The sequence below is a fragment of the Lysinibacillus sp. NPDC093216 genome, from assembly GCF_050280325.1.
GTDB lineage: Bacteria > Bacillota > Bacilli > Bacillales_A > Planococcaceae > Lysinibacillus.
The window spans coordinates 1-25,201 of the sequence record NZ_JBNNVB010000031.1 but is presented as its reverse complement, the minus strand read 5'-3'; the positions used below and the strand labels follow the sequence as shown (position 1 = coordinate 25,201).

General features: G+C 37.6%; 18 protein-coding genes and 1 other annotated feature. Of the genes, 14 read left to right on the top strand and 4 right to left on the bottom strand.

From position 1 onward, the window contains the following. Positions 1 to 23 precede the first annotated feature (23 nt). Positions 24 to 662, top strand: a complete 639-nt coding sequence (locus ACQKOG_RS23290; protein WP_370081980.1) for a superoxide dismutase — start codon at positions 24 to 26, stop codon at positions 660 to 662. 215 nt (positions 663 to 877) lie between these two features. On the opposite strand, the gene ACQKOG_RS23285 is transcribed toward ACQKOG_RS23290, so the two are convergent. Both ACQKOG_RS23285 and ACQKOG_RS23280 read right to left on the bottom strand, forming a co-directional pair. After that, the gene (locus tag ACQKOG_RS23285; RefSeq protein WP_427448358.1) at positions 878 to 1,456 is read right to left on the bottom strand and encodes a class I SAM-dependent methyltransferase; all 579 of its coding nucleotides are present in this window, start codon (positions 1,454 to 1,456) and stop codon (positions 878 to 880) included. Continuing rightward, on the bottom strand, positions 1,453 to 2,409 hold the full coding sequence (locus ACQKOG_RS23280; protein ID WP_370081976.1) for a TIGR01212 family radical SAM protein: 957 nt from the start codon (positions 2,407 to 2,409) through the stop codon (positions 1,453 to 1,455). Before ACQKOG_RS23280 ends, ACQKOG_RS23285 begins: the two co-directional genes overlap by 4 nt. 270 nt (positions 2,410 to 2,679) lie before the next feature. On the opposite strand from ACQKOG_RS23280, the gene ACQKOG_RS23275 reads away from it, so the two are divergent. The 9 genes from ACQKOG_RS23275 (at position 2,680) to ACQKOG_RS23235 (ending at position 16,342) form a co-directional block, all read left to right on the top strand. Beyond that, a complete protein-coding gene (locus tag ACQKOG_RS23275) occupies positions 2,680 to 3,858 on the top strand; it encodes an MDR family MFS transporter (RefSeq protein WP_370081974.1) in 1,179 nt (392 codons plus the stop codon). 173 nt (positions 3,859 to 4,031) lie between these two features. Beyond that, positions 4,032 to 4,379, top strand: a complete 348-nt coding sequence (locus ACQKOG_RS23270; RefSeq protein ID WP_370081972.1) for an ArsR/SmtB family transcription factor — start codon at positions 4,032 to 4,034, stop codon at positions 4,377 to 4,379. A gap of 65 nt (positions 4,380 to 4,444) precedes the next feature. Then, entirely contained in the window at positions 4,445 to 6,169 is a 1,725-nt protein-coding gene (locus ACQKOG_RS23265) for a SulP family inorganic anion transporter (protein WP_427448357.1), read from the top strand. A 550-nt stretch (positions 6,170 to 6,719) separates the two neighbouring features. Then, positions 6,720 to 8,471, top strand: a complete 1,752-nt coding sequence (gene dhaK, locus ACQKOG_RS23260; protein WP_370081968.1) for a dihydroxyacetone kinase subunit DhaK — start codon at positions 6,720 to 6,722, stop codon at positions 8,469 to 8,471. A gap of 100 nt (positions 8,472 to 8,571) precedes the next feature. Further along, positions 8,572 to 8,783, top strand: a binding site (T-box leader). An 88-nt stretch (positions 8,784 to 8,871) separates the two neighbouring features. After that, positions 8,872 to 11,286, top strand: coding sequence for a leucine--tRNA ligase (gene leuS, locus ACQKOG_RS23255; protein ID WP_427448356.1), 2,415 nt, complete (start codon positions 8,872 to 8,874; stop codon positions 11,284 to 11,286). A gap of 323 nt (positions 11,287 to 11,609) precedes the next feature. After that, entirely contained in the window at positions 11,610 to 12,131 is a 522-nt protein-coding gene (locus tag ACQKOG_RS23250; protein WP_370081964.1) for a sigma-70 family RNA polymerase sigma factor, read from the top strand. Beyond that, positions 12,118 to 13,056 (top strand): DUF4181 domain-containing protein, encoded by a 939-nt coding sequence (locus ACQKOG_RS23245; protein ID WP_427448355.1) that lies wholly within the window; start codon positions 12,118 to 12,120, stop codon positions 13,054 to 13,056. The genes ACQKOG_RS23250 and ACQKOG_RS23245 overlap by 14 nt, the downstream gene beginning before the upstream one ends. 932 nt (positions 13,057 to 13,988) lie before the next feature. After that, the gene (locus tag ACQKOG_RS23240; RefSeq protein ID WP_370081960.1) at positions 13,989 to 15,260 is read left to right on the top strand and encodes an L-lactate MFS transporter; all 1,272 of its coding nucleotides are present in this window, start codon (positions 13,989 to 13,991) and stop codon (positions 15,258 to 15,260) included. Positions 15,261 to 15,649: 389 nt separating this feature from the next. Then, positions 15,650 to 16,342: an AIM24 family protein gene (locus ACQKOG_RS23235; protein ID WP_370081958.1), complete on the top strand. Its 693-nt coding sequence runs from the start codon at positions 15,650 to 15,652 to the stop codon at positions 16,340 to 16,342. Positions 16,343 to 16,448: 106 nt separating this feature from the next. On the opposite strand, the gene ACQKOG_RS23230 is transcribed toward ACQKOG_RS23235, so the two are convergent. Next, positions 16,449 to 17,699, bottom strand: a complete 1,251-nt coding sequence (locus tag ACQKOG_RS23230; protein WP_370081956.1) for an NAD(P)/FAD-dependent oxidoreductase — start codon at positions 17,697 to 17,699, stop codon at positions 16,449 to 16,451. Between the two features lie 101 nt (positions 17,700 to 17,800). Continuing rightward, positions 17,801 to 18,007 carry a hypothetical protein gene (locus ACQKOG_RS23225; protein WP_370081954.1) on the bottom strand — a complete coding sequence of 69 codons (207 nt, stop codon included), beginning with the start codon at positions 18,005 to 18,007 and terminating at the stop codon, positions 17,801 to 17,803. Between the two features lie 290 nt (positions 18,008 to 18,297). On the opposite strand from ACQKOG_RS23225, the gene asnB reads away from it, so the two are divergent. The 4 genes from asnB (at position 18,298) to ACQKOG_RS23205 (ending at position 24,637) form a co-directional block, all read left to right on the top strand. Beyond that, positions 18,298 to 20,145, top strand: coding sequence for an asparagine synthase (glutamine-hydrolyzing) (gene asnB, locus ACQKOG_RS23220; RefSeq protein WP_370081952.1), 1,848 nt, complete (start codon positions 18,298 to 18,300; stop codon positions 20,143 to 20,145). A 465-nt stretch (positions 20,146 to 20,610) separates the two neighbouring features. Next, entirely contained in the window at positions 20,611 to 22,224 is a 1,614-nt protein-coding gene (locus ACQKOG_RS23215; RefSeq protein ID WP_370081950.1) for a putative polysaccharide biosynthesis protein, read from the top strand. Positions 22,225 to 22,233: 9 nt separating this feature from the next. Then, a complete protein-coding gene (locus ACQKOG_RS23210; RefSeq protein WP_415732906.1) occupies positions 22,234 to 22,947 on the top strand; it encodes a pseudouridine synthase in 714 nt (237 codons plus the stop codon). A gap of 175 nt (positions 22,948 to 23,122) precedes the next feature. Then, on the top strand, positions 23,123 to 24,637 hold the full coding sequence (locus ACQKOG_RS23205; RefSeq protein WP_370081946.1) for a GGDEF domain-containing protein: 1,515 nt from the start codon (positions 23,123 to 23,125) through the stop codon (positions 24,635 to 24,637). The last annotated feature ends 564 nt before the right edge of the window (positions 24,638 to 25,201 follow it).

Here is a 25,201-nt window from a genome sequence, read left to right as displayed (position 1 = left end):
TTTTTTTGGGGGGAGGTGAAAAATTGACTGTGTTCCATTTACCGAAACTATCATATGATTATGATCAGTTGGAGCCCTATATTGATGCTAGAACGTTAGAGATTCATCATTCTAAGCATCACGCTACGTATGTAAATAATTTAAATGCGGCCTTAGAAGGTCAAAAGGATTTACAAAATCAGTCGTTGGAAGATTTATTAAGCAATCTTGATGTGCTACCAGCAGATATTCAAACAGCTGTACAAAATAATGGTGGAGGACACTATTGCCATAGTTTATTTTGGGATTTGATGAGTCCCAATGGCGGTGGTGAGGCAAATGCTGATATTGGAAAGGCGATTGATTATTATTTTAAAACGTTTGATAATTTTCAGGATCAGCTATCTAATGCAGCGATTACCCGCTTTGGAAGTGGGTATGGATGGCTAGTGCTGGATGGCGAACAATTAACCATTATGAGTACAGCTAACCAAGAAACGCCTTTAAAAGAGGGGAAAATTCCTCTACTCATTATTGATGTATGGGAGCATGCGTATTATTTGAAATATCAAAATCGTCGACCTGAATTTGTTACGAATTGGTGGAATACTATCGATTGGGATAAAGTCAATCAGCGATATGTGGATGCAATGAAACGACAAACACTTTTAAAATCTAACTAAGTTAATTAAGGTAATTTGACATGAAAGTAAAAATTAAGTACTCCTCCCTATCCCCCGCGCCATCGGGGGATATTTTCTTTTCTAAAATCAATTATGCTTCGGCATAATTGTAGCTGACGCTTTGCTTTCGCTACAGAAAAAAATTGCTGAAAGAAGTTAAAAAAGCATGATTCCAATGCTTTATCGGAATCATGCCTCATATTGAAACGTTCTAACTAACTTAACGAGTAATCTTTCATTTTCTCCAAAGCAATCACAAAGGGAGGATCATTTTGTTGATTTAGAAACTCGTATTTTAATACATGTACATATTTTTGGGGAAGTCGACTGACATAATCTATTACAGCATCTCGTTCTTCCTTACCACCCGGATGACCATGATAAATGACAAGGACAATAAGACCACCGATTTTTAGCATCTTTAGCAAATCTCCAATTGCTTGTATCGTAGTATTTGGCTGTGTAATGATGTCGTGATTACTACCAGGCAAATAACCGAGATTAAAGATTGCAGCAGCTACAGGCTTGTGGACATAGTTGGCTACTTCTTCATGCCCTCTATTTAAAACAAGTGCACGATGCTCTAAGCCATTGTCTAAAAGGCGGTGGAGAGTTGCATCAACAGCGCTCTTTTGAACATCAAAGGCGTATACTTGACCTTCATCGCCGACAAGTTGTGCTAAAAATAATGTGTCGTGGCCGTTTCCTGCTGTGGCGTCTACTACAGTATCGCCCTCTTCAACTGTATCTTTTATCAGCTGTTGTGCATATTGTAAAACGCGTTGTAGCTTCATTTGGCAACCTCAGCTTGATAAAATTTCCCTTGCCAGCTTCCACGGCGTTCTAGCTCTGCATCAATACCATTTAATACTTCCCATTTATTAACACTCCACATTGGGCCAATCATTAAATCAATTGGTCCATCACCTGTAATACGGTGAATAACCATATCTGGTGGTAGAATTTCAAGTTGATCTGCCACTAGTTTTGTGTAAATGTCCTGATCTAAAAATTCTAACATGCCCTTTTCATATTGCTTAACCATTGGAGTACCTTTTAAAAGGTGTAGTAAATGAATTTTAATGCCTTGTACGTCAAGCTTTGCGACTTCACGAGCAGTTTCCATCATCATGTCATAGTCTTCAAGAGGAAGGCCATTAATAATGTGAGAGCATACACGAATACCATGCTTTCGTAGCTTTTCAACACCTTCCACATATGTTGCATAGTCGTGGGCACGGTTGATAAGATTTGCAGTTTTTTCATGCACAGTTTGAAGCCCAAGTTCAATCCACAAATAAGTACGCTCGTTTAATTCAGCTAAATATTCGACTACATCATCTGGTAGACAGTCTGGGCGTGTTGCAATGGATAATCCAACAACACCCTCTTGAGCCAATGCTGCTTCAAATTTTTCCTTTAATACAGGAAGTGGTGCATGTGTATTTGTATATGCTTGGAAGTAAGCCATATATTTGCCGTCCTTCCATTTTTGATGCATTTTGTCACGTATTTCAGCAAATTGCACCTCGATAGGATCAACTTTGTTGCCCGCAAAATCACCTGAACCTGCTGCACTACAAAACGTACAACCTCCGAAGGCAACCGTACCATCACGATTTGGGCAGTCAAAGCCCGCGTCTAGTGCTACTTTAAAAACTTTATGACCAAATTGCTCACGTAAATAGCGATTCCATGTATAATACCTTTTTCCATCTGAAGGAAAAGGAAAGTTTGTTTCTGTCATTTATTTCACTCCTCTAACACTATATTTTATCACGTGCTAGTGCTTCCGTCATGAGGGAAGAATTTAATATTATGTGAATGACCTGAGCGATTGATGAGGGAAGCCAAACGAAAAGTACATCGACAGGAGTAAATCATGAGGATGGCCGAAAAAACTACACAGTAAATATTCTAAATCCTATGTGAAAAGAGTAAATTTATTTTTCTTGTACTTTTGTATTTTTCAACATAAACTAACTATTTAGAGTAGCGAAGTAATGGAGGATATTTTATGCCAAAAAGCGTTTGGTTTTTAATTATCGGAATGCTTGTGAACACGACGGGCAATTCATTTTTATGGCCTTTAAATGCCATTTATATGCACGATTATTTAGGGAAGTCCCTTGCGATGGCTGGCTTTGTGTTGATGCTGAATTCTGCTGCTGGCGTAATAGGAAATCTCTTAGGTGGTTATTTATTTGATAGAATAGGTGGCTATAAATCAACAATGCTAGGCATTCTGTTAACGATTGCCTCATTAATAGCTTTAACGATTTGGCACGGCTGGCCACATTATGTGTGGATTTTAACGATACTCGGCTTTAGTGGAGGTATTGTATTCCCAGGAATGTTTGCTTTAGCTGGAACTGCGTGGCCTGAGGGTGGACGAAAGGCCTTTAACGCAATTTATTTAGCTCAAAATTTAGGAGTAGCAATTGGTCCTGCACTTGCCGGCGTTGTTGCTGATTATAAATTTGACTACGTCTTTAAGGTCAACTTAGCTATGTATATTTTGTTCTTTTTTATAGCGTTTTTTACTTTTAAACGATTAGAAGCGGGGAGCATTGCACCGATGAATGTCGTGGGTGAAAGTAAGCGAATTATAAATAAAGCGCCGTTTTATGCATTATTAATTATAAGTTCTTCCTCTGTACTATGCTGGCTCGCTTATTCACAATGGAGTGCGACTATTTCTTCCTATACGCAAGATCTAGGATTAGGATTGAAACAGTACAGCTTACTTTGGACTATTAATGGTCTGCTTATCGTTTTAGGGCAACCGCTAATTGCGCCGCTAGTGAAACGTTGGGAAAATAAATTAAAGCGTCAATTAGTATTAGGCGTTATCCTTATCGCAATATCCTTTGGAATCATTGCATTTGCAAGTGATTTTAAAATGTTTGGAGCAGCAATGGTAGTGCTAACTTTTGGTGAAATGTTTTATACGCCTGCTTTACCTACCATCGCCAATCAGCTTGCACCAAAAGGGCGTCAGGGCTTTTATCAAGGGATTATTAATAGTGCGGCAACAACTGGTCGTATGATTGGCCCTCTATTTGGTGGTATTATGGTCGATCAGTTTGGCATGATTGTACTCGTATTAATCCTAGTAATTATAGTATTGTTTGCGATTATTCCATGCCTTATCTATGATTATCCTTTACGAAAGAATAAAACAGTGATAGATTAATAGGTTAAATTTAACAAAGAATTTCCGAAAACGAGCAAAAACTGTGTGGGAAACACGTTTTTTGCTCGTTTTTTAATGTTTGATATTGAAAGTTTGCTTATAGTAGCGTACAATCAATCATACATATTCAAATATTTGAATATATGAAAATGAAGTTCCGTGGAGGGATTTATGTGGAAGAGAGCTTGCAGCAATTTAAGGCAGATTTTTTTAAAGCTTTAGCACATCCATTACGAATTAGAATATTGGAATTACTAGTAGACGGTAAGAAAAATGTCAATGAAATTCAAAGCTGCTTAGAAAAAGAGGGCTCAGCTGTTTCTCAGCAATTAAGTGTATTACGAGGCAAAAATATTGTACATGGGACGAAAGAGGGGAAAAAAGTTTACTATTCTTTAAGCGATCCGATGATTGGAGAATTACTAGGTGTAACAAAAGATATTTTCAACAATCACTTGATAAATACAATTTCAAGATTAGAAGAAATGACTATTAACGAAAATAATGAAGAAGATATGTAAATTTTGTAGACTGTGTTCTTATGAAACATTTACCTTGCTTATTATTTTGAAGGGAAGATTTATAGATGAAGTCACTGTTTACAGGACGATATGAAGGATATTCTGTTCATCATTTGAAGAAAGATTTAATCTCAGGGACTATTGTCGGGATTGTAGCAATACCACTGGCAATGTCCTTTGCCATTGCGTCAGGTGTTAAGCCTGAGTATGGAATATATACAGCTTTTATTGCTGGAATACTAATTTCTCTTTTGGGTGGTTCGAAGTTTCAAATCGGAGGACCTACAGGTGCGTTTGTGCCAATTCTGCTAGGGGTAGTCATTTCATATGGCTATGAAAACTTACTTATCGCTGGATTAATGGCAGGGGTTATTTTGTGCTTAATGGGGATATTTAAACTTGGCTCATTAATAAAATTTATCCCACGTCCCGTGACAATAGGTTTTACAGCAGGAATTGCAGTTATTATTTTTACAGGCCAAATTGCTAATTTCTTAGGTTTGACTAATATTAAAAGACATGAGTATTTTATTGACAATGTAAAAGAAATTGTTATGCATATTGGTACAACAAACTTTTATAGTGTTTTAACGGCAATCATTAGTCTGATCATTATTTTAATAACACCGAAAGTTTTACCCAAAGTTCCAGGGGCGTTAGCAGGCATTGTTGTTTCTACATTAGTTGCAACGTTCTTTTTTTCTGGACAAGTTGCCACAATCGCAACGGCCTATGGTCAAATTCCAAATACATTACCGAATTTTGCGATTCCAGATATCACATGGGAGCGAATTCAGCTACTTATTGGACCAGCCTTTGTGATTGCTATGCTAGGCGGAATTGAATCACTTCTATCTGCAGTAGTAGCGGATGGAATGACAAATACAAAACATAATAGTAATCGCGAACTTGTTGGTCAAGGAATTGCTAATATCGTCACTCCTTTCTTTGGGGGGATCCCTGCGACAGGGGCTATTGCGCGTACTGCGACAAATATTAAAACAGGTGCAGTATCACCAATATCAGGTATTATTCACGGTGTATTTGTATTAGTTACTTTATTATTACTAGCGCCCTTTGCTTCACATATTCCGTTAGCAAGTATGGCTCCAGTTTTAATGGTCGTGGCTTGGAATATGAGTGAGCAAAAGCATTTTGCGCATATCGTTAAATTAAAATCAGGAGATTCCCTCGTTTTAATGATTACGTTTTTACTGACTGTTTTTACAAGCTTAACATTAGCTGTAGAGGTTGGACTTGTGTTAGCAGTCGTATTATTTGCGAAGCGTATGAGCGAAAAGCTTGTAGTAACAAAAGTATTACCGGATCATTCGAAAGAGAGTGGGAAGGTACAATCACATGTTGTCCACCAGAAACGTGACTGTCCACAAATTAGTATTTATACAATTGAGGGTCCTCTTTTCTTTGGCGCAGCTCAAACTTTTGAGGAGGCAATTGTAAGTTCCATTCAACAACAACAAAAAGTTTTGATATTACGCATGAGCAAAGTGCCCTTTTTGGATACGACAGGTGAGACATATTTTGGTAATGTCATCCGGAATTTTAAAGCTCAGGGTGGCACTATTTTAGTTACAGGTGTGCAAGATGAATTGAAATTAGCGCTACAAAAAAATGGTTTATATGCTGAAATTGGTGAAGAGAATTTCTATCAGCGTACAGGAGAAGCGATTAATAAGTCTTTAAGTTATTTAGATACAAATAAATGTATTGGATGTAAGCACTTTGCTTTCCGTGAATGTCAGGAATTATCCCGCGTTAACGGGCAGTAGTTATCTGAAGAAAAACTGCCCGTAAACGCCCGATTGGTGAAGACTAATAAGCAGTGGGGATGGAGAAAATCCCCACTGCTTAAAGTTTCACTTTATCCCGCGTTAACGGGCAGTAGTTATCTGAAGAAAAACTGCCCGTAACGCCCGATTGGTGAAGACTAATAAGCAGTGGGGATGGAGAAAATCCCCACTGCTTAAAGTTTCACTTTATCCCAACCTAACGGGCAGTAGTTTATTCTCACCGAAAGTGAAGCAACAGGTAAAGTCTCTCACCTCGGAATTCTACGAAAATGTAGAAGTTAGATGGGGGATGAACTGTATGAGAGATTATGATAATCATCTCTACAACAAAAAAGGCCGAGTGTCTTTAGACAAATCGTTCATTTTGTCCTTTCGAGATAAAGCGCTTTCATTTTGCTATAATTAATAAGAATATGCTTTCAAATAATAGAAATCATATCATAGTAGAAATCTTCTATGAATAATTATAGAAGTATGAATATGAATAGGCTGCGAAGAATGTAACCAAGCTTACAGGGGAGGAATAAAAATGAAGAAAATTATGAATCAACCTGAAACACTCGTTATGGAAATGTGCAATGGGATGGTTATGGCTCATCCGGAACTTGAGTTGTTAAAAAAATATAAAATAATTAAGAAAAAAGAAATGAATGAAAATAAGGTAACTTTAATTAGCGGTGGCGGTAGTGGGCATGAACCGGCACATGCGGGGTTAGTAGGGAAAGGAATGCTGGATGCTGCAGTATGCGGTGACGTCTTTGCTTCTCCTTCGCAAATACAGGTATATCAAGCAATTAAAGCAACAGCTAGCAAAAAAGGTACACTGCTTATTATTAAAAATTACAGCGGAGATATTATGAACTTTAAAAATGGTGCCCACTTAGCTACTGAGGATGGCATTCAAGTAGAGTACGTCCGCGTAAATGATGATATTGCAGTAGAGGATAGTCTTTATACAGTAGGAAGACGCGGCGTTGCTGGGGTTGTGTTAGTGCATAAAATCGCTGGTGCTGCAGCAGAAGAAGGTTTGGATTTGATGCAAGTCAAAGCTGCTGCGGAAAAAGCAGCGGCAAATGTTCGAACAATTGGTCTAGCACTAACTTCCTGTACGGTTCCAGCTAGTGGATCACCGACTTTCAAATTGGATGAAGATGAGATGGAATATGGCGTCGGTATTCATGGAGAGCCAGGGAGAAAACGTGAAAAAGTTATGGCCGCAGATGAATTAGCTTTTCGTATGACAAATGACCTTGTGAAAGATTTAAGATTAGATAAAGATGCTGAAATTGCTGTTCTAGTAAATGGTTTTGGCGGTACACCGCTTCAAGAACTTTATCTGTTTAACAATGCAGTGACTAGAGAGTTGAGTAAAAGAAATATACGAATCAATAGAACGTTTGTCGGCAATTACATGACAAGTATTGATATGGCTGGGATTTCTCTAACAGTAATGAAACTAGATAATGAGCTGAAAACATTACTATCGAAAGAATGTAATACACCTGCATTTAAGGTAGAGGGACCGGTTGATAATGTAGAGTACGTAGATATTAATGACAACTTGGAAGAGAAACAAGTTGTCTTTGAGACGGAAACAGTGGAAGAACACGCTATTATCAAGAGTGAGGTAATCACATTAAATAATATAATTTATCTCGTAGATAAAATGAGTGAAATTATTATCAAGAACGAAGTACCTTTCTGCGAATTAGATACACATGCAGGAGATGGCGATTTCGGAATGAGCGTCGCAAAAGGATTTAAGCAATTAAAACGAGAATGGAGCTCGATTCTAGGTCAGGAACATTTAAATATTGGGACTTTCCTTGATGCGAGTTCTATGGTAATTATGGAGCATTGCGGAGGAGCTTCTGGACCCATTTGGGGAGGGGCTTTCCGAGCTGCGGGTAAAGCTGTAGAAGGAAAAATGGAATTAACGGTCGGAGAGTTTGCTGAAATGTTACAAGTTGCGCTTAAAGGCATACAGTCTATCGGTGAGCGCTCTTTCGGAAGAGGGGCAGAGGTAGGCGATAAAACGCTTGTAGATGCGCTTGTACCTTGTGTAAATGTTTGGACAGAAAGCGCTGCAGCTGGTGCGGATTTTAAAACTGCCTTTGAAAAAGGGGCAGAGGCAGCTGTTAAAGGAGCAGAATATACAAAAGAAATTGTTGCTCGAATGGGTCGCGCTGGTACAGTTGGTGAAAGAAGTCTAGGTTATCCGGATGCTGGTGCTTATGCGCTAGGGGTTATTTTTACGGAGCTTTCTCGTAGTTTAAAATAGATACAGTCTAACAAATAGGGTTTGAATTGTTCAATAATGGGTAGTATGTAAACAAAGTCTTGTGCTTTTCAGTACTTTCCATTAGAATAAATGCAATACATGTAAGACAATGATGAGGAATAGTAAATTTGTGTTTCTTTTTAGAGAGCTAGCGGTTGGTGGGAGCTAGTAGGAAAGCAAATTGAACTCGCCTTCTGAGTCTGCCCGAGTGAAACAGCTCGTGCCGTTCCTTCCGCGTTAAGGAAGCTAAAGCCGAGTGTGATCACTAATGTGGGTGGTACCGCGGGAGATACGAATTCTCTCGTCCCTTTCTGACAAAGAAAGGGGCGAGTTTTTTTATTTTTTAAATATTTTGTCAATTCTTCAAGAAAAGTATGACGCATTCAAAGGAGGAAAAATAATGAGTTTTAATCATCAACAAATTGAAAAAAAGTGGCAGCAATATTGGGCAGATAACAAAATTTTCAAAACTGAAAATGAAACTGAAAAACCAAAATTTTATGCATTAGATATGTTCCCGTACCCATCTGGTGCAGGTCTTCATGTAGGACATCCAGAGGGCTACACAGCGACAGACATCCTTTCACGCTTCAAGCGCATGCAAGGCTATAACGTCCTACATCCTATGGGCTGGGACGCATTCGGTTTACCAGCAGAACAATACGCACTTGATACAGGAAATGACCCAGCAGAATTTACAGCGAAAAATATTGCGACATTCAAGCGTCAAATCCAAGAGCTAGGCTTTAGCTATGATTGGGATCGTGAAATTAACACAACAGATCCAGAATATTATAAGTGGACACAATGGATCTTTATCCAACTTTATAAAAAAGGTTTGGCTTATATAGATGAAGTAGCTGTAAACTGGTGTCCGGCACTAGGAACAGTACTTGCAAACGAAGAAGTAATTGATGGAAAATCAGAGCGTGGTGGTCACCCTGTAGAACGTCGTCCGATGAAACAATGGATGCTTAAAATTACTGCCTTTGCTGATCGTTTAATCGACGACTTAGAGGAAGTTGATTGGCCAGAGTCTATTAAGGATATGCAGCGTAACTGGATTGGTCGTTCGGAAGGTGCAGAAGTAACATTTAGTATAGATGGAACAGATGAAAACTTCACAGTGTTTACAACTCGTCCTGATACGTTATTTGGTGCTACATACTGTGTTCTTGCACCTGAGCATCAATTAGTGGAGCAAATTACAACTGCTGAACAACGTCAAGCTGTTGAAGCTTATTTAGATAAAGTAAAAATGAAATCTGATCTAGAGCGTACAGATCTAGCGAAAGAAAAAACAGGCGTATTCACAGGTGCCTATGCAGTGAATCCAATTAACGGTAAGAAAATGCCGATTTGGATTGCAGACTACGTGTTAGTATCATATGGTACAGGTGCAATCATGGCGGTTCCGGCACATGATGAGCGTGACTATGAATTTGCAACAGAATTTGGTTTAGAAATTATTCCTGTTCTTGAAGGTGGAGACATTAGTAAAGAAGCATTTACAGGAGATGGTAAGCACATTAACTCTGACTTCCTTGATGGCTTAAACAAAGAGGACGGTATTGCTAAGGCAATTCAATGGCTTGAGGAAAAAGGAGTAGGGGAGAAGAAAATCTCTTACCGTCTTCGCGACTGGTTATTCTCTCGTCAACGTTACTGGGGAGAGCCAATTCCTATGATTCATTGGGAAGATGGTACAACGACGCCAGTACCGGAATCAGAATTACCATTAGTGCTACCAAAAACAGATAATATTCGTCCTTCAGGTACGGGTGAATCTCCGTTAGCGAACATTGCTGAATGGGTAAATGTTGTTGATCCTGAAACAGGCAAAAAAGGTCGTCGCGAAACGAACACGATGCCACAGTGGGCAGGTTCTAGCTGGTACTTCATACGTTATATTGACCCAACTAATAAAGAAGCAGTTGCGGACCCTGAGTTACTGAAACGCTGGTTACCAGTTGATATTTATATCGGTGGGGCAGAGCATGCCGTATTACACTTACTATACGCTCGCTTCTGGCACAAAGTATTATACGATTTAGGTGTTGTACACACGAAAGAGCCATTCCACAAATTATTTAACCAAGGGATGATTCTTGGTGAAGGTAATGAAAAAATGTCTAAATCAAAAGGCAATGTCGTTAACCCTGATGAAATCATTTCTTCACACGGTGCGGATACTTTACGTCTATATGAAATGTTCATGGGTCCACTAGAAGCATCTGTTGCATGGTCAACAAATGGCTTGGACGGGGCACGTCGCTTCTTAGATCGTATTTGGCGTCTATTTGTCAATGAAGATGGTACAATCGCTGCGAAAATTCAAGCTTCTGATGACAAAACACTTGAAAAATCATATCATCAAACTGTGAAAAAAGTGACAGAGGATTACGAAGGTATTCGCTTCAATACAGCTATTTCACAAATGATGGTATTCATCAATGATTGCTACAAAGCCGATGTTATTCCAACAGCTTACGCTGAAGGTTTTGTGAAGATGCTAGCTCCAATGGTTCCACACGTTGCTGAAGAGTTATGGCAGATTTTAGGTCATGCCGAAACACTTTCATATGCGCAATGGCCAACATATGATGAGTCTAAACTTGTTGATGATGAAGTGGAAGTCGCTGTTCAAGTTGCCGGCAAAGTACGTGCAAAAATCATCGTAGCAAAAGATGCTTCAAAAGAGGAAATCGAAAAAGTAGCACTTGCAGATGGTAAAGTACAAGAGTATATGGAAGGCAAAAACTTAGTGAAGATTATTGTCATTCCAGGCAAGCTTGTTAACATCGTCGTTAAATAAATGAGGGAAACAACTTTAATATGCTTCTATAAAAGTTAAGATTACTTGTTACAGAACAGGTGAGTCTTAATGGAAGCACTTTTGATGGTTGGATCATTTCATTAATATATGATAAAAGGCAGAATCAAATTTTGATTCTGTCTTTTTACATTTTATCGAACGTCCCCAGCCGGAACGAGAACGGGAATTAACCACACGTTTTAGTGCTGAAACATTTGTATCTTTTAATATTAGCCCCGTTTACTATGAAAAAATTGTTTTCTACTGAAACCAACTGAGATTTCGATACGACTATAGTGTGAATGGGAATAGGAGGTGTTTGTTTGAGTGAGCATTTAGCAAATATTATGAATGAACATGGTGAATATTGTCTTCGAGTAGCTTATTTATATGTTAAAGACTGGGCAATTGCTGAAGAAATCGTTCAAGATGTATTTTTTGCTTATTACCAGCAACAAGAGCGCTTTGAACAACGATCCTCACTAAAAACATATTTAGTAAAAATAACAGTACATAAAAGCCATGACTATTTACGGAGCTGGAAAAATAAGCGTCATATTTTATTTGAAAAATTGCACATAGGAGCCAGTAAGCGGACGCCTGAAACAAATTTGCTTGAGGAGGATGAGCGGAGAATTTTAACAGCATCTTTGTTTGAGCTTCCAATCACCTATCGAGAAGTAATTATTCTTTATTATTATCAAGAATTAAAGGTTCGAGAGATAGCAGAGGTTCTTGCATGTACAGAAAATACAGTGAAGACAAGACTTCGCAGAGCTAGGCAAATATTGCAGGAAAAACTGGACTCGAGTCATTGGGAGGTGCTAGAAGATGACATCTTTTAAGGATAAACTGGATAAAGAGCTTGGAGAAGCCCCGCGTTTTTCACAACAATTGCAGGAGCGAATTTTGCAAAATGTTTCTCAGCAAAATAAACAACCTAGTAGATGGCGATATCCGACGATTATCATTGGAGCTGTCGTGACGATCCTCTTTTTAATTGTAGTTGGGCCATGGAAACAAGTAGACATAGCTAAACATGCTAGCATTGTTGAACTAGCCCAACATGAAAATATTGAACAATTTACCATTGCGCAGAATTGGCAGGAAGATACCTTTAAGGCAGGAAGAACTGGCTGGATTTTTGGACAACAAGCTTATAAAACAGATCCGGAAACAACGCTCATTGCCGATGTACTAAAGAAGGCGGTTATATCGAAGAAGGACACAGATTATTATGCATTTAGTGATGTATGGGTGGAGTTTGATAATGGGCAGGCTGTGCAGCTAAAAATGTTCTTAAACGATGAACAGCTAGCTTTTAGCGATCGACATACAAATATCTTTTACAAGGTGAAAGACGACGTTACTGCATCAGCATTTATTGCCCTTATGCAAAAAGATGGGAAGGATTTTAGTTTCGGTGAGATGTTTACTTTTTTACTCATTGTTCTCTTTTTAGAGTGGCTTTTAGAAAAAGCAATTCGAAAAAAGTTTAACATTCCAAAGGAGCCGAAATATATAAATACAGGCCATCAACGTTCAACGTATATTGCTATGTTTATAAAAGGGGCGATTTTTATTGTATTTAATATATATGGATGGTTTTTATATACAGCTGGAGTATGCGCATTTCTAGCAGTCTTCACTGTAGATTCTATTGTGATTGACTATTATTATGGGCGTGAGGAAAAAAGGCATTATATATCGATTGGTTCATTTCTTGCACTATTGCCAATAATTATTGTATTTTTTATTTATTTTCTATAAAAGAGGAAACGAACGAAAAGAGATGCTCGAATTATTTTAGAGCATCTCTTTTTGATACATATAATCGTCTAAAATTGACGGACTTTAATTGAATAATAGCAACCAAAGTGATAATTGAGGTATAAAAACAACAAATAATAAAATTAAAATCATATAAAGAACTCGCTATTTTTTACATAAAGGATCCTATTTCGAAATTTTATTCCGATTACAATATTGGTAAAACATTACTGTTTTTACTTGTGTGCCATAGCAAAGGTTTTTGTTATAACTGATTGGTTTAGTTGCTTTTAAGTTTAAAAAGCATTACTTGCCATAGTCTAATAATGTGCAGGATTCATTTTTAAGTGAAAAAATATATATTTGAATAATAAAAATGAATGGGTAGTGATGATTCATTTTGAAATATACAAAATGTGTATTGGGTTTATTTAATTGGATATCCAATTAAAGTTAAACGAATCATTTAATAGTGTTTTTTAGCATCCTTTTACGAGAAAGAAATTCGTTTATTTAAGCTTTAAAATTCTCTTTTATTCTAAAAATTTCTACATATTGATTATCTTTTTGTGTCCTATTAAAGAAATGTGCAGGATTAATGAGAGTTAGAAAAAATGCAATATACATAGATTGCATGTGAAAATATGCACAAAATTAATTATATCAAAATAATTTATGTGCAACTTGATAATAGAGTAGAAAAATAATTTTAGCTAAAAAATGTTGTAGTTTTCGTTCAATAAACATCTATTTACTTAGAGGCTGTAAGGTTTTCGTTATAAAATTACTAGGGTGAAAAATAAAATACTTTTTAGAGAAATAATATTTTTTGAAAAAACATCTTGCATTTGAATAATTCTAAGTGTTAAATTGTTTTCAGGGACGTTCATAAAACTTTCACAGGTAGCAAAAGAGGGGAGAAGAGAGAAATTATGAATAAAAATAGATGGTTAATTGCATTATCCGCAATCGCTATTCATCTTTCGATCGGTGGAGCATATGCATACAGTGTATACAAGCTACCGATTGTCACAGAAATGGGATGGAGTGAAACAAACGTAACGGTTGCCTTCACAATAATGATGGGGCTTGCTGGTTTTTCAGCAGCATTATTTGGTAACTTAGTAGAAAAAATGGGGCCACGTAAATCTGCAATGATAGCAGCTGTTCTATTTGGGGCAGGACAAGCTGGTGCGGGTGTAGCAATTTCAATGGATTCCGTAACATTGTACTGGTTAACATATGGTTTACTAAGTGGATTGGGTATGGGTATTGGTTATATTGCACCTGTATCGACATTAGTAAAATGGTTCCCGGATCGCCGCGGTTTAGCAACAGGTATGGCTGTACTTGGATTTGGTTCAGGGGCACTTATTACAGCGCCGGTCGCAGCTAACTTAATGGAGGCTGTAGGTATTTCTACAACGTACTTTATTTTAGGGGCAAGTTATTTCACGTTAATGATTTTAGGGGCTTCATATATAGCACCGCCTAAACCTGGTTATATGCCAGCGAATATGAAGGCTGCTGCAGATAATGGTAAAGACGTAGTGAAAAAAGATTTAGCTGTCATGTCAGCACGTGAAGCTGTAAAAACTAAGCATTTCTGGATGCTTTGGTCGATGCATTTAGTAAACGTAACAGCAGGTATTATGATGATTTCTGTTGCATCTCCAATGGCTCAAGAAATTGTAGGATTATCAGTTGCGGGAGCCGCAGCAATGGTAGGAATAATGGGATTATTTAATGGTGGTGGTCGTTTAGTATGGGCTGCTGTGTCTGACTATATTGGTCGTTCGAACGTCTTTGTAATTTTCTTTATCGCACAGCTAGTTACATTTATCGTCTTACCGCATACAACAAACGTTATTATTTTCCAAGCACTTATTTTCTTAGTTGTTAGTTGCTATGGTGGAGGTTTCTCGAATCTACCTGCATTTGCAAGTGATTTATTCGGTACGAAACAACTTGGAGTTATTCATGGTTATTTATTAACGACTTGGTCATTAGGTGGTATTTTTGGACCGCTTTTAGTGAGCACAATTAAAAACTCTTATGGAAGTTATATTCCAGTATTCTATGTGTTTACAGGATTAATAGCTGCTTCATTAATTATTTCATTAACATTACGTGCAGATGTACGTAAACGAACAGCATTAAAAGAAGCTTCTCAAAAGGTTGGAGACGTCTCCGCTACACAATAAATTATACTTTCAATTCGCACTTGAAGGTATCGGCCATATGAGTGTCATTTCGCACATGACGCTTGTATGGTCATTTTTTGTAGCTGTTGTTATATAACACTTGATTAATCTCTGTTTAATGTATAACAGTCGGTGTCTGATGTCAATATCATTACGGGAAATAAAGTGATTTCGCTACCAAAAGAGAAATTTTGTAACGGAAAGCGATTGAGGGGTTCATTTTCAAGAGGGCGATCAAACTGTTTTTTTGTCACCCCTTATGTTCCTCAATAAAGCTTGTTTAATTATATTAAGGGATAGAGGAGTCATCTAATAAAAAAGTAAACAGTATTAATTGAATCTTTTTAAAAGTTGAAACGTATATAAAATAAACAAGGAGGCTATGTGAAATGGGGAAGTTTTCTTTAAATGAATTTGTTAATAAAACACAGCAAGACGACAATGAAAATGAATATTTCGAGTTAGAAACTGAACGTGTATTGGAGGTCAACCTAAATGGCGAGGTTTGGTCGAAAATGGGCGCGATGATTTCTTACATAGGAGATATTAAGTTTGAGCGTGAGCGTGTGTTGGAACATGGCCTCGGTAAAATGTTTAAAAAAGCATTAACCGGCGAAGGTACACAACTTATGAAAGCGAAAGGTAAGGGGCGACTTTATTTAGCCGATCAAGGGAAAAAAATAACGGTCTTCGATTTAAAGGACGAAAGTATTTGTGTAAACGGCAATGATTTACTTGCCTTTGAGCCAAGTATTGATTGGGATATTCATTTAATGCGTAAAATGGCAGGCGTGATGTCAGGTGGGTTGTTTAATGTAACCTTACAAGGAAGAGGGAAGGTAGCTATCACAACTCATTTCGAACCGTTAACATTGTTAGTGAAGCCTGGTGAAACGGTCTATACAGATCCTCATGCCACAGTAGCATGGTCAGGTAATCTGGCACCAGAGTTTAAAACAGATATTAGCTTCCGAACATTTATCGGTCGTGGTAGTGGCGAATCCATTCAAATGGCGTTTTCAGGTGAAGGATTTGTCATCATTCAACCATTTGAGGAAGTATATATGTCTAAAGATAGCTAAAAAAGCGTGTCCATTTCGGGACACGCTTTTTATTATGATGAGAAGTAACTTGAATCGCTGATAAGCTGCTGAAAATCGCTGATAGAAGTCTGAGATACAGGGTATATTAAAGTGCTGCATTCATCCCTGCAATACGTCCTGTAACGAGTGCAGATGTTATATTATAGCCTCCTGTGTAGCCATGAATATCAAGGATTTCTCCGCAGAAAAATAAACCAGCTTTTTTCTTTGAAGCCATTGTCTTCGGTTCAATCTCTTTAATAGAGACGCCACCTCCAGTGACGAATGCTTTTTCAAGGGATTGCGTACCACTAACTGTCATTGTGAAGTTGACGAGTAGTTTAGCTAAATTGCGGATTTTTTCCTGTGATAATTCAGTACCTGTCAGTTGTACATCGATGTCTGCACGTTCACATAAAAATAGAAGCCAGCTTTCAGGTGCAATTCCTTTCCAAACATTTTTCACCGCTTTTTTTGGATCTTCTTTAATGAGTCTGTTTAAATATTGCAGACACGTTTCTTCATTATAATCTACAAGTGTTTGAATACGCATTGTCACAGGCTCGTAACCTGTTTTCATTAATTCTTTCACTACAAATTGACTACAGCGTAAAACAGCAGGACCGCTTAATCCGAAATGAGTAAAGAGCATGTCCATTTGATGTGTGACGAGCACCTTGCCCTTTTTGTTTAGAACAGAGACAGCGACATCTCTTAGGGCAAGCCCCTGTAACTCACGAGCTTGAATAAAATCCTCTTTTGATAGAACAGGAACCTCAGTAGGGAAAAGAGTTGTAATTGTATGGCCAGCACGCTCTGCCCATGGATAACCATCTCCTGTTGAGCCTGTTTGTGGAACAGCTTTTCCGCCAACTGCAACGACTATTGCCTCACTACGAATTTCTGTGCCATCTGTAAGGCGTACCCCAAGAATTTTTTCCTCATCCATTAGAAGTTTATTAACAGGTGTGTTTAAGCGCACTTCAACATGTAGCCTCTGAAGCTGGCGAATAAGTGCATCTACAACATCTTGCGCGCGATTAGATACAGGGAACATACGCCCATGATCTTCCTCTTTTAATGCCACGCCAAGTCCTTCAAAAAATGTGATAATATCTTCGTTATTGTAAACCGTGAATGGGCTGTAAAGAAAACGACCGTTCCCGGGTATGTGCTTAACTATTTCTTCAACAGGTAAACGATTTGTGACATTACAGCGACCACCGCCTGAAATGGCCAATTTTTTGCCAAGCTTCGTCCCTTTTTCTAGTAATAATACTTTCTTTTTATGCTCTCCAGCAGCGATAGCAGCCATTAAACCGGATGGGCCACCACCGATAACGATAACATCGTACATATATTTAAACTCACTTTCTTTTCAAATTAGGAATCTTTCCTATTATACATGAAGTCTATATAGAGGGGCTTCTTTCACATTGAAAATAAAACAAAAGTATTTTATAATTCCTTATCTTCTACTTTAAGTAGCTTGTCACCATAACGTTGGGAATGACATGTGATAAAACTTTTGCTATGTATATCAGTTGATTGGAGTGGAGACTGGGCGACTCCTTGGGGATCAGCAATAGAGGAACGAAGGCTAAAACCATCACATCCTGTGATAACGCCTTCGTGACCAACATCGTGTTGGCCTAAGCGGCTCATCGGACGCCCCAAGGAAGCTTTGCTCTGCGCGAAAGCGAAGCGGCAGCTACAAAGCGCCCAGTCGGAACGGAAATCAACTCCACATTATGGTGAGGAGCTTAAGCGTGTAAAGTTTTGAAGGAAAATTGAGGTATTTTCGAGAGATAAAGTGCTCGTGGTGAACGAATAATCAGTGTAGAATAACCTCACTGATGAAAGTTTTGCTTTATCTATATTGTCTGTATGAAATGAATGTCTTTTCATGCTATTATGGTAAAGGTTAAGCACTAAATTATGAGGTGAAAAATAGAATGTGCGGATTTATAGGCTATATTAATGGAACAAATGTGATCGATCATCATCAAACGATCGAAAATATGATGAATACAATTATTCACCGTGGACCAGACAGCGGTGGGATTCACAGTGATGATAAAGTAACGTTAGGATTCCGTCGATTAAGTATTATCGACTTATCAGACGTGGCAAATCAGCCGTTGTACAGTGCAGATGGTAATATCGTTCTCGTATTTAATGGAGAGATTTTCAACTTCCAAGAGCTACGTGCTGATTTGGTTGAAAAAGGTCACAACTTTAAAACACACTCCGATAGTGAAGTTATTATTTATGGTTATGTTGAATACGGAGTAGAATTTGTCAAAAAGCTTCGCGGGATGTTCGCATTCTGTATTTGGGATAAAAAGAATGATTTACAATTCATCGCTCGTGATGGCTTCGGTATTAAGCCACTGTATTATACAGAAAACACAACAGATGGTACGTTTATTTTCGGTTCAGAAATTAAATCATTTTTACCACACCCAGCATTTATTAAAGAATTAAATAAAAATGCGCTACGTCCGTATCTGACGTTCCAATATTCTTCAATGGACGAAACGTTCTTTAAAGGTGTGTACAAATTACAACCAGCACACTATATGCTTATTCAAAATGGACAAAAGCAAATTGTGCAGTATTGGGATAAAAAATTCCATGCAAAAGAAGCTCCAATTGAAAAATATGTAGAAGACATTCGTACGACTGTAAGTGAATCAGTAGACGCGCATCAAATAAGTGATGTAAAGGTTGGTTCTTTCTTATCAGGTGGTATTGATTCAAGTTATATTACTTCATTATTACGCCCTGATAAATCCTTCTCTGTTGGTTTCTCTGACTACGAGGATATGTTTAATGAAACAAATTTAGCAAAAGATTTATCGGATACATTAAATATTCAAAATGAACGTAAATATATTTCGGCAGATGAGTGTTTTGAAGCATTACCAAAAATTCAGTGGCATATGGACGAGCCACAATCAAACCCATCTTCTGTACCACTTTATTTCCTTTCTGAGTTAGCATCGAAGGATGTAACAGTAGTACTTTCAGGTGAAGGTGCGGATGAAATTTTTGGTGGCTACTCATGGTACCAAAACTCTGGTAAAATGCAAAAATATGAGAAAATCCCATTTGGTATTCGTAAAGCGTTACGTGGTATAGCAGAGGCGTTACCTAAAAATCAATATTCGAACTTTCTCGTTAAAGGTGGTCAAACAGTAGAAGAACGCTTCATTGGGGAAGCGGTTGTATGGGACGAAGAAGATGCATTAAATGTCTTGAAACCAGACTATAAAAATGGTCCATCTGTTAAATCGATTACAAAACGTATTTACGATGAGGTTCCAGGTGATGATGATGTTACTAAAATGCAGTATCTTGATTTAAATCTTTGGATGCCAGGTGATATTTTATTAAAAGCAGATAAAATGAGTATGGCTCATTCTATTGAATTACGTGTACCATTTTTAGATAAAGAAGTGATGGAATTAGCGAAAAACATTCCATCAAAATATCGCGTAAATGACATTGATACGAAATATGTTCTTCGTCAAGCTGCACATCAGGAATTACCTGAAGAATGGGCAAAACGGCCAAAGCTTGGCTTCCCAGTGCCAATTCGCCACTGGCTGCGTGAAGAAAAGTATTATAAGATGGTAAAAGAAATGTTTACAACTGACTTTGCCAATGAATTCTTTGATACAAAACAATTAGTAGGCTACCTAGATGAGCACTATGAAGAAAAAGCAAATCGTGGACGTTATATTTGGACAGCCTATGTGTTCTTAGTATGGTATAAACAATTTTTCGTAGATATGTAATAGAGAAGTAGCATTAATCGGTGGGGATTTTCTTAATCTCCACCGATTATTTTGAGCCTTCTACTTTCTATGGGAAGGGCACAACCACTATTTTTTTTATAGAGCTTCTAGAACTTTTTAATGTATTTGTGCGTCTGTATACCTATAAATATGTTAAGATTACAATTGGTTTACTTATTTAATATTTTGCGATGATGTGCTTTCTAGTTGTTTTGCTGAATTTTTTATTGGCGTAGTATTAAGATTTGAACAGTAAAGAACGTTTGAAACAACCCTGTAAAAGTGCTCGGGTAGCGGAAGAAACCGCTTGGGTACCCAGTGAAACTTCTCAGGTAGCAGAAAGAACTGCTCTAGAAGCAGGTTAAACCTCTAATGCTTTGAAAAAAGACTGCTCTGCATGTAGCAAATATTTTATAAGTGTTACGGTAATGAAAATATTGATTTTACGATGAATGGATGGGTACGATGTCCAATTTAATGAAAGGTACCGCGATATTAACAATGGGAATGTTTTTATCGAAGGTGCTCGGATTAATTTATATTTTTCCTTTTTATGCGATTGTGGGTGAGGAAAATGTTGCCCTCTATCAATATGCATATATTCCCTATTCGATAATGCTAGCAGTAGCCATCTCAGGTGCGCCAATTGCTGTATCCAAGTTTGTTTCTAAATACAATGCAATGGGTGATTATCAATCAGGCCGCAAACTTATGAAATCAGGCATACTTATAATGATGTGTACGGGGTTTGCGGCGTTTATTTTTCTTTTTGTGCTAGCTACGCCAATAGCGGGGCTTGTTATTAAAAGTGATGATCAGGCATTTACGGTAGAGCAAATTGCTTCAGTTATTCGCTGGGTTAGTTTTGCGTTAATTGTCGTGCCATTTATGAGCCTCTGGCGTGGATTTTTCCAAGGCTATGACAAAATGGAGCCTACAGCGGTTTCTCAGTTAGTGGAGCAAATTGTTCGTATTGTTGTGTTATTGGGTGGTTCTTTCTTAGTTGTGGTAGTTTTCAAAGGGAAACCAGAAACAGCTGTTTCCTTTGCAGTATTTGCTGCATTTATTGGGGCAATTGGTGGGTTGCTAGTACTTTATTATTATTGGAAGAAGTATCAACCTGAATTTGATTTACTGCGCAGTCAAAGTGTGACGTCTACACAGCTACCAATGTCCAACATATATAAAGAAGTAATTACGTATTCAATTCCAATGGTATTTGTAGGCGTAGCCAATCCGTTGTTCCAATTAGTAGATATGCTGACATTTAATGGAGCTATGATATCTATAGGCTTAGCGGAAGTAACGGATAAGTATTTATCAATGATCAACTTTACAACACAAAAGGTTGTCATTATCCCAGTAATGTTAGCTACAGGTTTTTCGTCGGCACTAGTACCGACGATTACAAAGTACTTTACGCAAGGTGAATATTTATCGCTTCGACATGCAATGGATAAAACATATCAAATATTAATTTTTATTACATTGCCTGCGGTAGTTGGAATTTCATTGTTATCGAATGAAATTTACTTTATGCTCTATACTGAAAGCGAGATGGGTGCTATGATTTTAGCCCATTATGCACCTGTTGCTATTTTATTTGCATTATTCCAAGTGACAGCAGCTCTTTTACAGGGCATCGACTTCCAAAAGTGGATTGTCTTAAGCTTGTTAACTGGAATTTTAGTCAAGCTAGCGATTAACATTCCGTTAATTCGTTGGATGGAGGCAGATGGCGCACTCCTTGCTACAGCTATTGGCTATAGTGTTTCAATTATTATTAATATGCTTGTGTTACGAAAAACTCTGAACTATAAATCAGAAATGGTTATTCGTCGTGTCACGCTCATTTCTCTTTTGACAGCGGCAATGGCGGTAAGTGTATTACTCGTTCATAAACTTTTAGTGTTATTAATGGGACCGGTAAGTGGTAAATTCTCTGCATTAGTTTATTCTGTTATTTGTGCTGGAGTAGGTGTAGCAGTATATGGCTATTTGTCTTTACGCCTAGGCTTAGCACAAAAGCTTCTCGGTGAACGATTGACAAGAATTACAAACAAACTGGGATTTAAATAGGAGGTACTAATGCGTTTAGATAAATTACTGTCGAATATGGGTTACGGGTCACGCAAGGAAGTTAAGCAGCTTCTAAAGCAAAAAGCGGTGACAGTAGATGGCGCATATGCGAAGGATGCAGCATTACATGTTGATCCTGACAAGCAGGATGTCTCCGTTTTTGGTGAACGTGTGAACTATACAGAATTTGTATACTTTATGATGAATAAACCTCCTGGTGTTATTTCTGCAACTGAGGATTTACGAGATGAAACTGTCATCGATTTGTTAGATCCTTTACATCAACATTTCCAGCCTTTCCCTGTAGGTCGCTTAGATAAAGATACAGAGGGATTATTGTTGATAACAAATGATGGCATATTAGCCCATAATTTATTGTCTCCTAAAAAACATGTGCCGAAGGTTTACTATGCACAAATAGAAGGAATTGTGACTGAGGAAGACTGCGAGAAATTTGCTCAAGGTGTTGAGCTAGACGATGGTTATGTAACAAAACCAGGAGAGCTTATCATATTAAAATCTGCTCAGCAATCAGAAATTGAGTTAACGATTCAAGAAGGTAAGTTTCATCAGGTGAAGCGTATGTTTGAGTCTGTTGGTAAACGTGTAACGTATTTAAAACGCCTATCGATGGGCAGCCTAAAGCTAGATGACAGTCTAGAATTAGGCGAATATCGAGAATTAACGGCTGAAGAACTAGCTTACTTACAAATTAGGGATTAAAGAATTCCTCGATGCTAACATAGATTAGTATCGAGGCATTTTTTATATACATACTTATACCAGTAACTGTATAATTGATATAACTTTTGTGTGAAAAGCTATTTAGTCTATGGTACTAATAAATCTCTAAATGTTTCAGAAAATATGATGGTGAAAATAAGTAGAGGACAAGTTAATGAAAAACCTAAGAATTAAATTATTAATATCTTTAATTGCCTTTGCATTAATACTAGTGGGTGTGATTTTTTACGTTAATAGGCAAATACTTACTGAGGATATGAAAAAACAAGAAGTCATGAATAGAACATTAATTGAAAACCATATTCTTAAAGATATGCAGGCTGTAGATAATGCACATTTTTATTTTGATCAAAATCTCTCTGACAAAATGGAAGAAGTACTACGAAAACTAATTACTTATTATAAAGAAAACCCACATATAGCGAAGTGGGATTTACAGAAAATAAAAAGCGAAAATGGAATGGATGTGTACATACTCGACCAATCAAATACCGTAATTTATACAACTTTTGAAAAAGATAAAGGTTTAGCTTTTTCTCAATGTTGCCACCGTTTTTCTACTTTACTAGACAAACGTCGAGCAAGCGGAGAATTCTACACTGATGGTATTGATATTTCAACAACTACTGGGGGATATCGAAAATTTGGCTATTTAGCAACACCTGACAAGAAATATTTATTCGAGGTAGGTATAGACTTACTTGATGATCCTGTATTCCAAACTTTTAACTTCGGAAAGACTGCTGACTATCTAATAGATAAATATGCAGATTTGTTAGAAGTACAAACGATAAATGCGGGTGGGGTTTTCTTTGATGATTCTAAATCTCATGAAATAACTGTAAAAGATCAATCGAAAATGTTTCAAGAGCATTTTGAGCTAGCCAAAAAAACGATGAAGCCAACGGAATATCAAAAGGGGTTTAATAATGGTTATATTGAAAAGTACCGTTTTATACCATACGAAGCTGAAGCGGTTCGGGGAGAATCCTCGAAAAGAGTTGTATATGTGAAATATGGTAATTTCACAGAAATGAGAGCACTAACTAAAAATACAAAGCAGTTTCGAGTATTGCTTTGTATTGCCTTAGTAACTTCTTTCATCATGCTATTAGTCATCAACAAACTCCTTTCCAAAACGATTCATCTTGCAACATATGATCCTTTAACAAATGTTTATAATCGTGCTACCTATATTAGTAAAATGGATAAATTATTAAGACATAGGAAGACGAATCAACCGGGTTTATTGCTGTTAGATTTAGATAATTTTAAACAAGTAAATGATCGGTTTGGACATGTTGAAGGTGATAAAATTCTGATTGAAACAGCGAGAACTTTAAAACAAGAAGTGGGGAAGAATGGCTTTGTTGTAAGATTTGGTGGAGATGAATTTGCAATTGTTTTATATGATACGAAGGATGAATGTATGGGAAGATTAGCAAATTCTATTTTGGAGAAAATTCATCACTTGAAGTATGAGGATAAAGTTTCTATTGATAGATGGTCTGTACTTTCAGTCAGTATGGGCGGTGCTATTTGCATTCATCCAGATGAGTCAGAAAGAAGCTTATTTGAGCGTGCAGATAAGGCGTTGTATCAATCGAAAAATGCTGGGAAAGACCAATACACCAGTTATGAAGAAGCTCCTGCTAATGAAGAAAGCTAAAGCCACTTCCAATTTTTAAGGATAAAATTATATGCTCGCTCCATTCTTATTAGAGAGTCCAAGCAAGAAGTTAAAGCCTCCGAACGCAATTTGCCGAGGCATAATTGATATGCTTGAGATTCGCTGATAGAAATGGAGCGATTTTTTGTCAGAAGTTAAAATCCGTAAAAGCTTTATTACTTACATTATTTTGGCTCATCACCAAAAGTTGTGGATGACATTTGTTAAAACATATGCCATGTATTTAAGTTGATTGAAGTGAAGACTTGGCGACTACTTGGGGATCAGCATCAGACCCTTGAGCGAGGACATAGGGGAACGAAGGCTTAAAACCATCACGTCCTGTGATAACGCCTTCGTGACCAACATCGGTGCTGTTGCCGCTGCCGCTACGTTAGCACTACGATTTCGCGCAAAAAACATCTGTTGGCCCAAGCGGCTCATCGGACGCCCCCAGAGGAAGCTTTGCTCTGCGCGAAAGCGAAGCGACAGCAACAAATGTTTTATCTGTGCGAAAGCGAAGCGACAGCAACAAATGTTTTATCTGTGCGAAAGCGAAGCGAC

Excerpts from the sequence above, each read along its gene's own strand:
- ACQKOG_RS23280 (WP_370081976.1), bottom strand. The coding sequence starts at position 2,409 with ATGACAGAAACAAACTTTCCTTTTCCTTCAGATGGAAAAAGGTATTAT.
- ACQKOG_RS23265 (WP_427448357.1), top strand. The coding sequence starts at position 4,445 with ATGAAGTCACTGTTTACAGGACGATATGAAGGATATTCTGTTCATCAT.
- ACQKOG_RS23210 (WP_415732906.1), top strand. The coding sequence starts at position 22,234 with ATGCGTTTAGATAAATTACTGTCGAATATGGGTTACGGGTCACGCAAG.
- ACQKOG_RS23245 (WP_427448355.1), top strand. The coding sequence starts at position 12,118 with ATGACATCTTTTAAGGATAAACTGGATAAAGAGCTTGGAGAAGCCCCG.
- ACQKOG_RS23275 (WP_370081974.1), top strand. The coding sequence starts at position 2,680 with ATGCCAAAAAGCGTTTGGTTTTTAATTATCGGAATGCTTGTGAACACG.
- ACQKOG_RS23205 (WP_370081946.1), top strand. The coding sequence starts at position 23,123 with ATGAAAAACCTAAGAATTAAATTATTAATATCTTTAATTGCCTTTGCA.
- ACQKOG_RS23235 (WP_370081958.1), top strand. The coding sequence starts at position 15,650 with ATGGGGAAGTTTTCTTTAAATGAATTTGTTAATAAAACACAGCAAGAC.
- ACQKOG_RS23225 (WP_370081954.1), bottom strand. The coding sequence starts at position 18,007 with ATGAGCCGCTTAGGCCAACACGATGTTGGTCACGAAGGCGTTATCACA.
- asnB (WP_370081952.1), top strand. The coding sequence starts at position 18,298 with ATGTGCGGATTTATAGGCTATATTAATGGAACAAATGTGATCGATCAT.
- ACQKOG_RS23240 (WP_370081960.1), top strand. The coding sequence starts at position 13,989 with ATGAATAAAAATAGATGGTTAATTGCATTATCCGCAATCGCTATTCAT.
- ACQKOG_RS23285 (WP_427448358.1), bottom strand. The coding sequence starts at position 1,456 with ATGAAGCTACAACGCGTTTTACAATATGCACAACAGCTGATAAAAGAT.
- ACQKOG_RS23230 (WP_370081956.1), bottom strand. The coding sequence starts at position 17,699 with ATGTACGATGTTATCGTTATCGGTGGTGGCCCATCCGGTTTAATGGCT.
- dhaK (WP_370081968.1), top strand. The coding sequence starts at position 6,720 with ATGAAGAAAATTATGAATCAACCTGAAACACTCGTTATGGAAATGTGC.
- ACQKOG_RS23215 (WP_370081950.1), top strand. The coding sequence starts at position 20,611 with ATGTCCAATTTAATGAAAGGTACCGCGATATTAACAATGGGAATGTTT.
- leuS (WP_427448356.1), top strand. The coding sequence starts at position 8,872 with ATGAGTTTTAATCATCAACAAATTGAAAAAAAGTGGCAGCAATATTGG.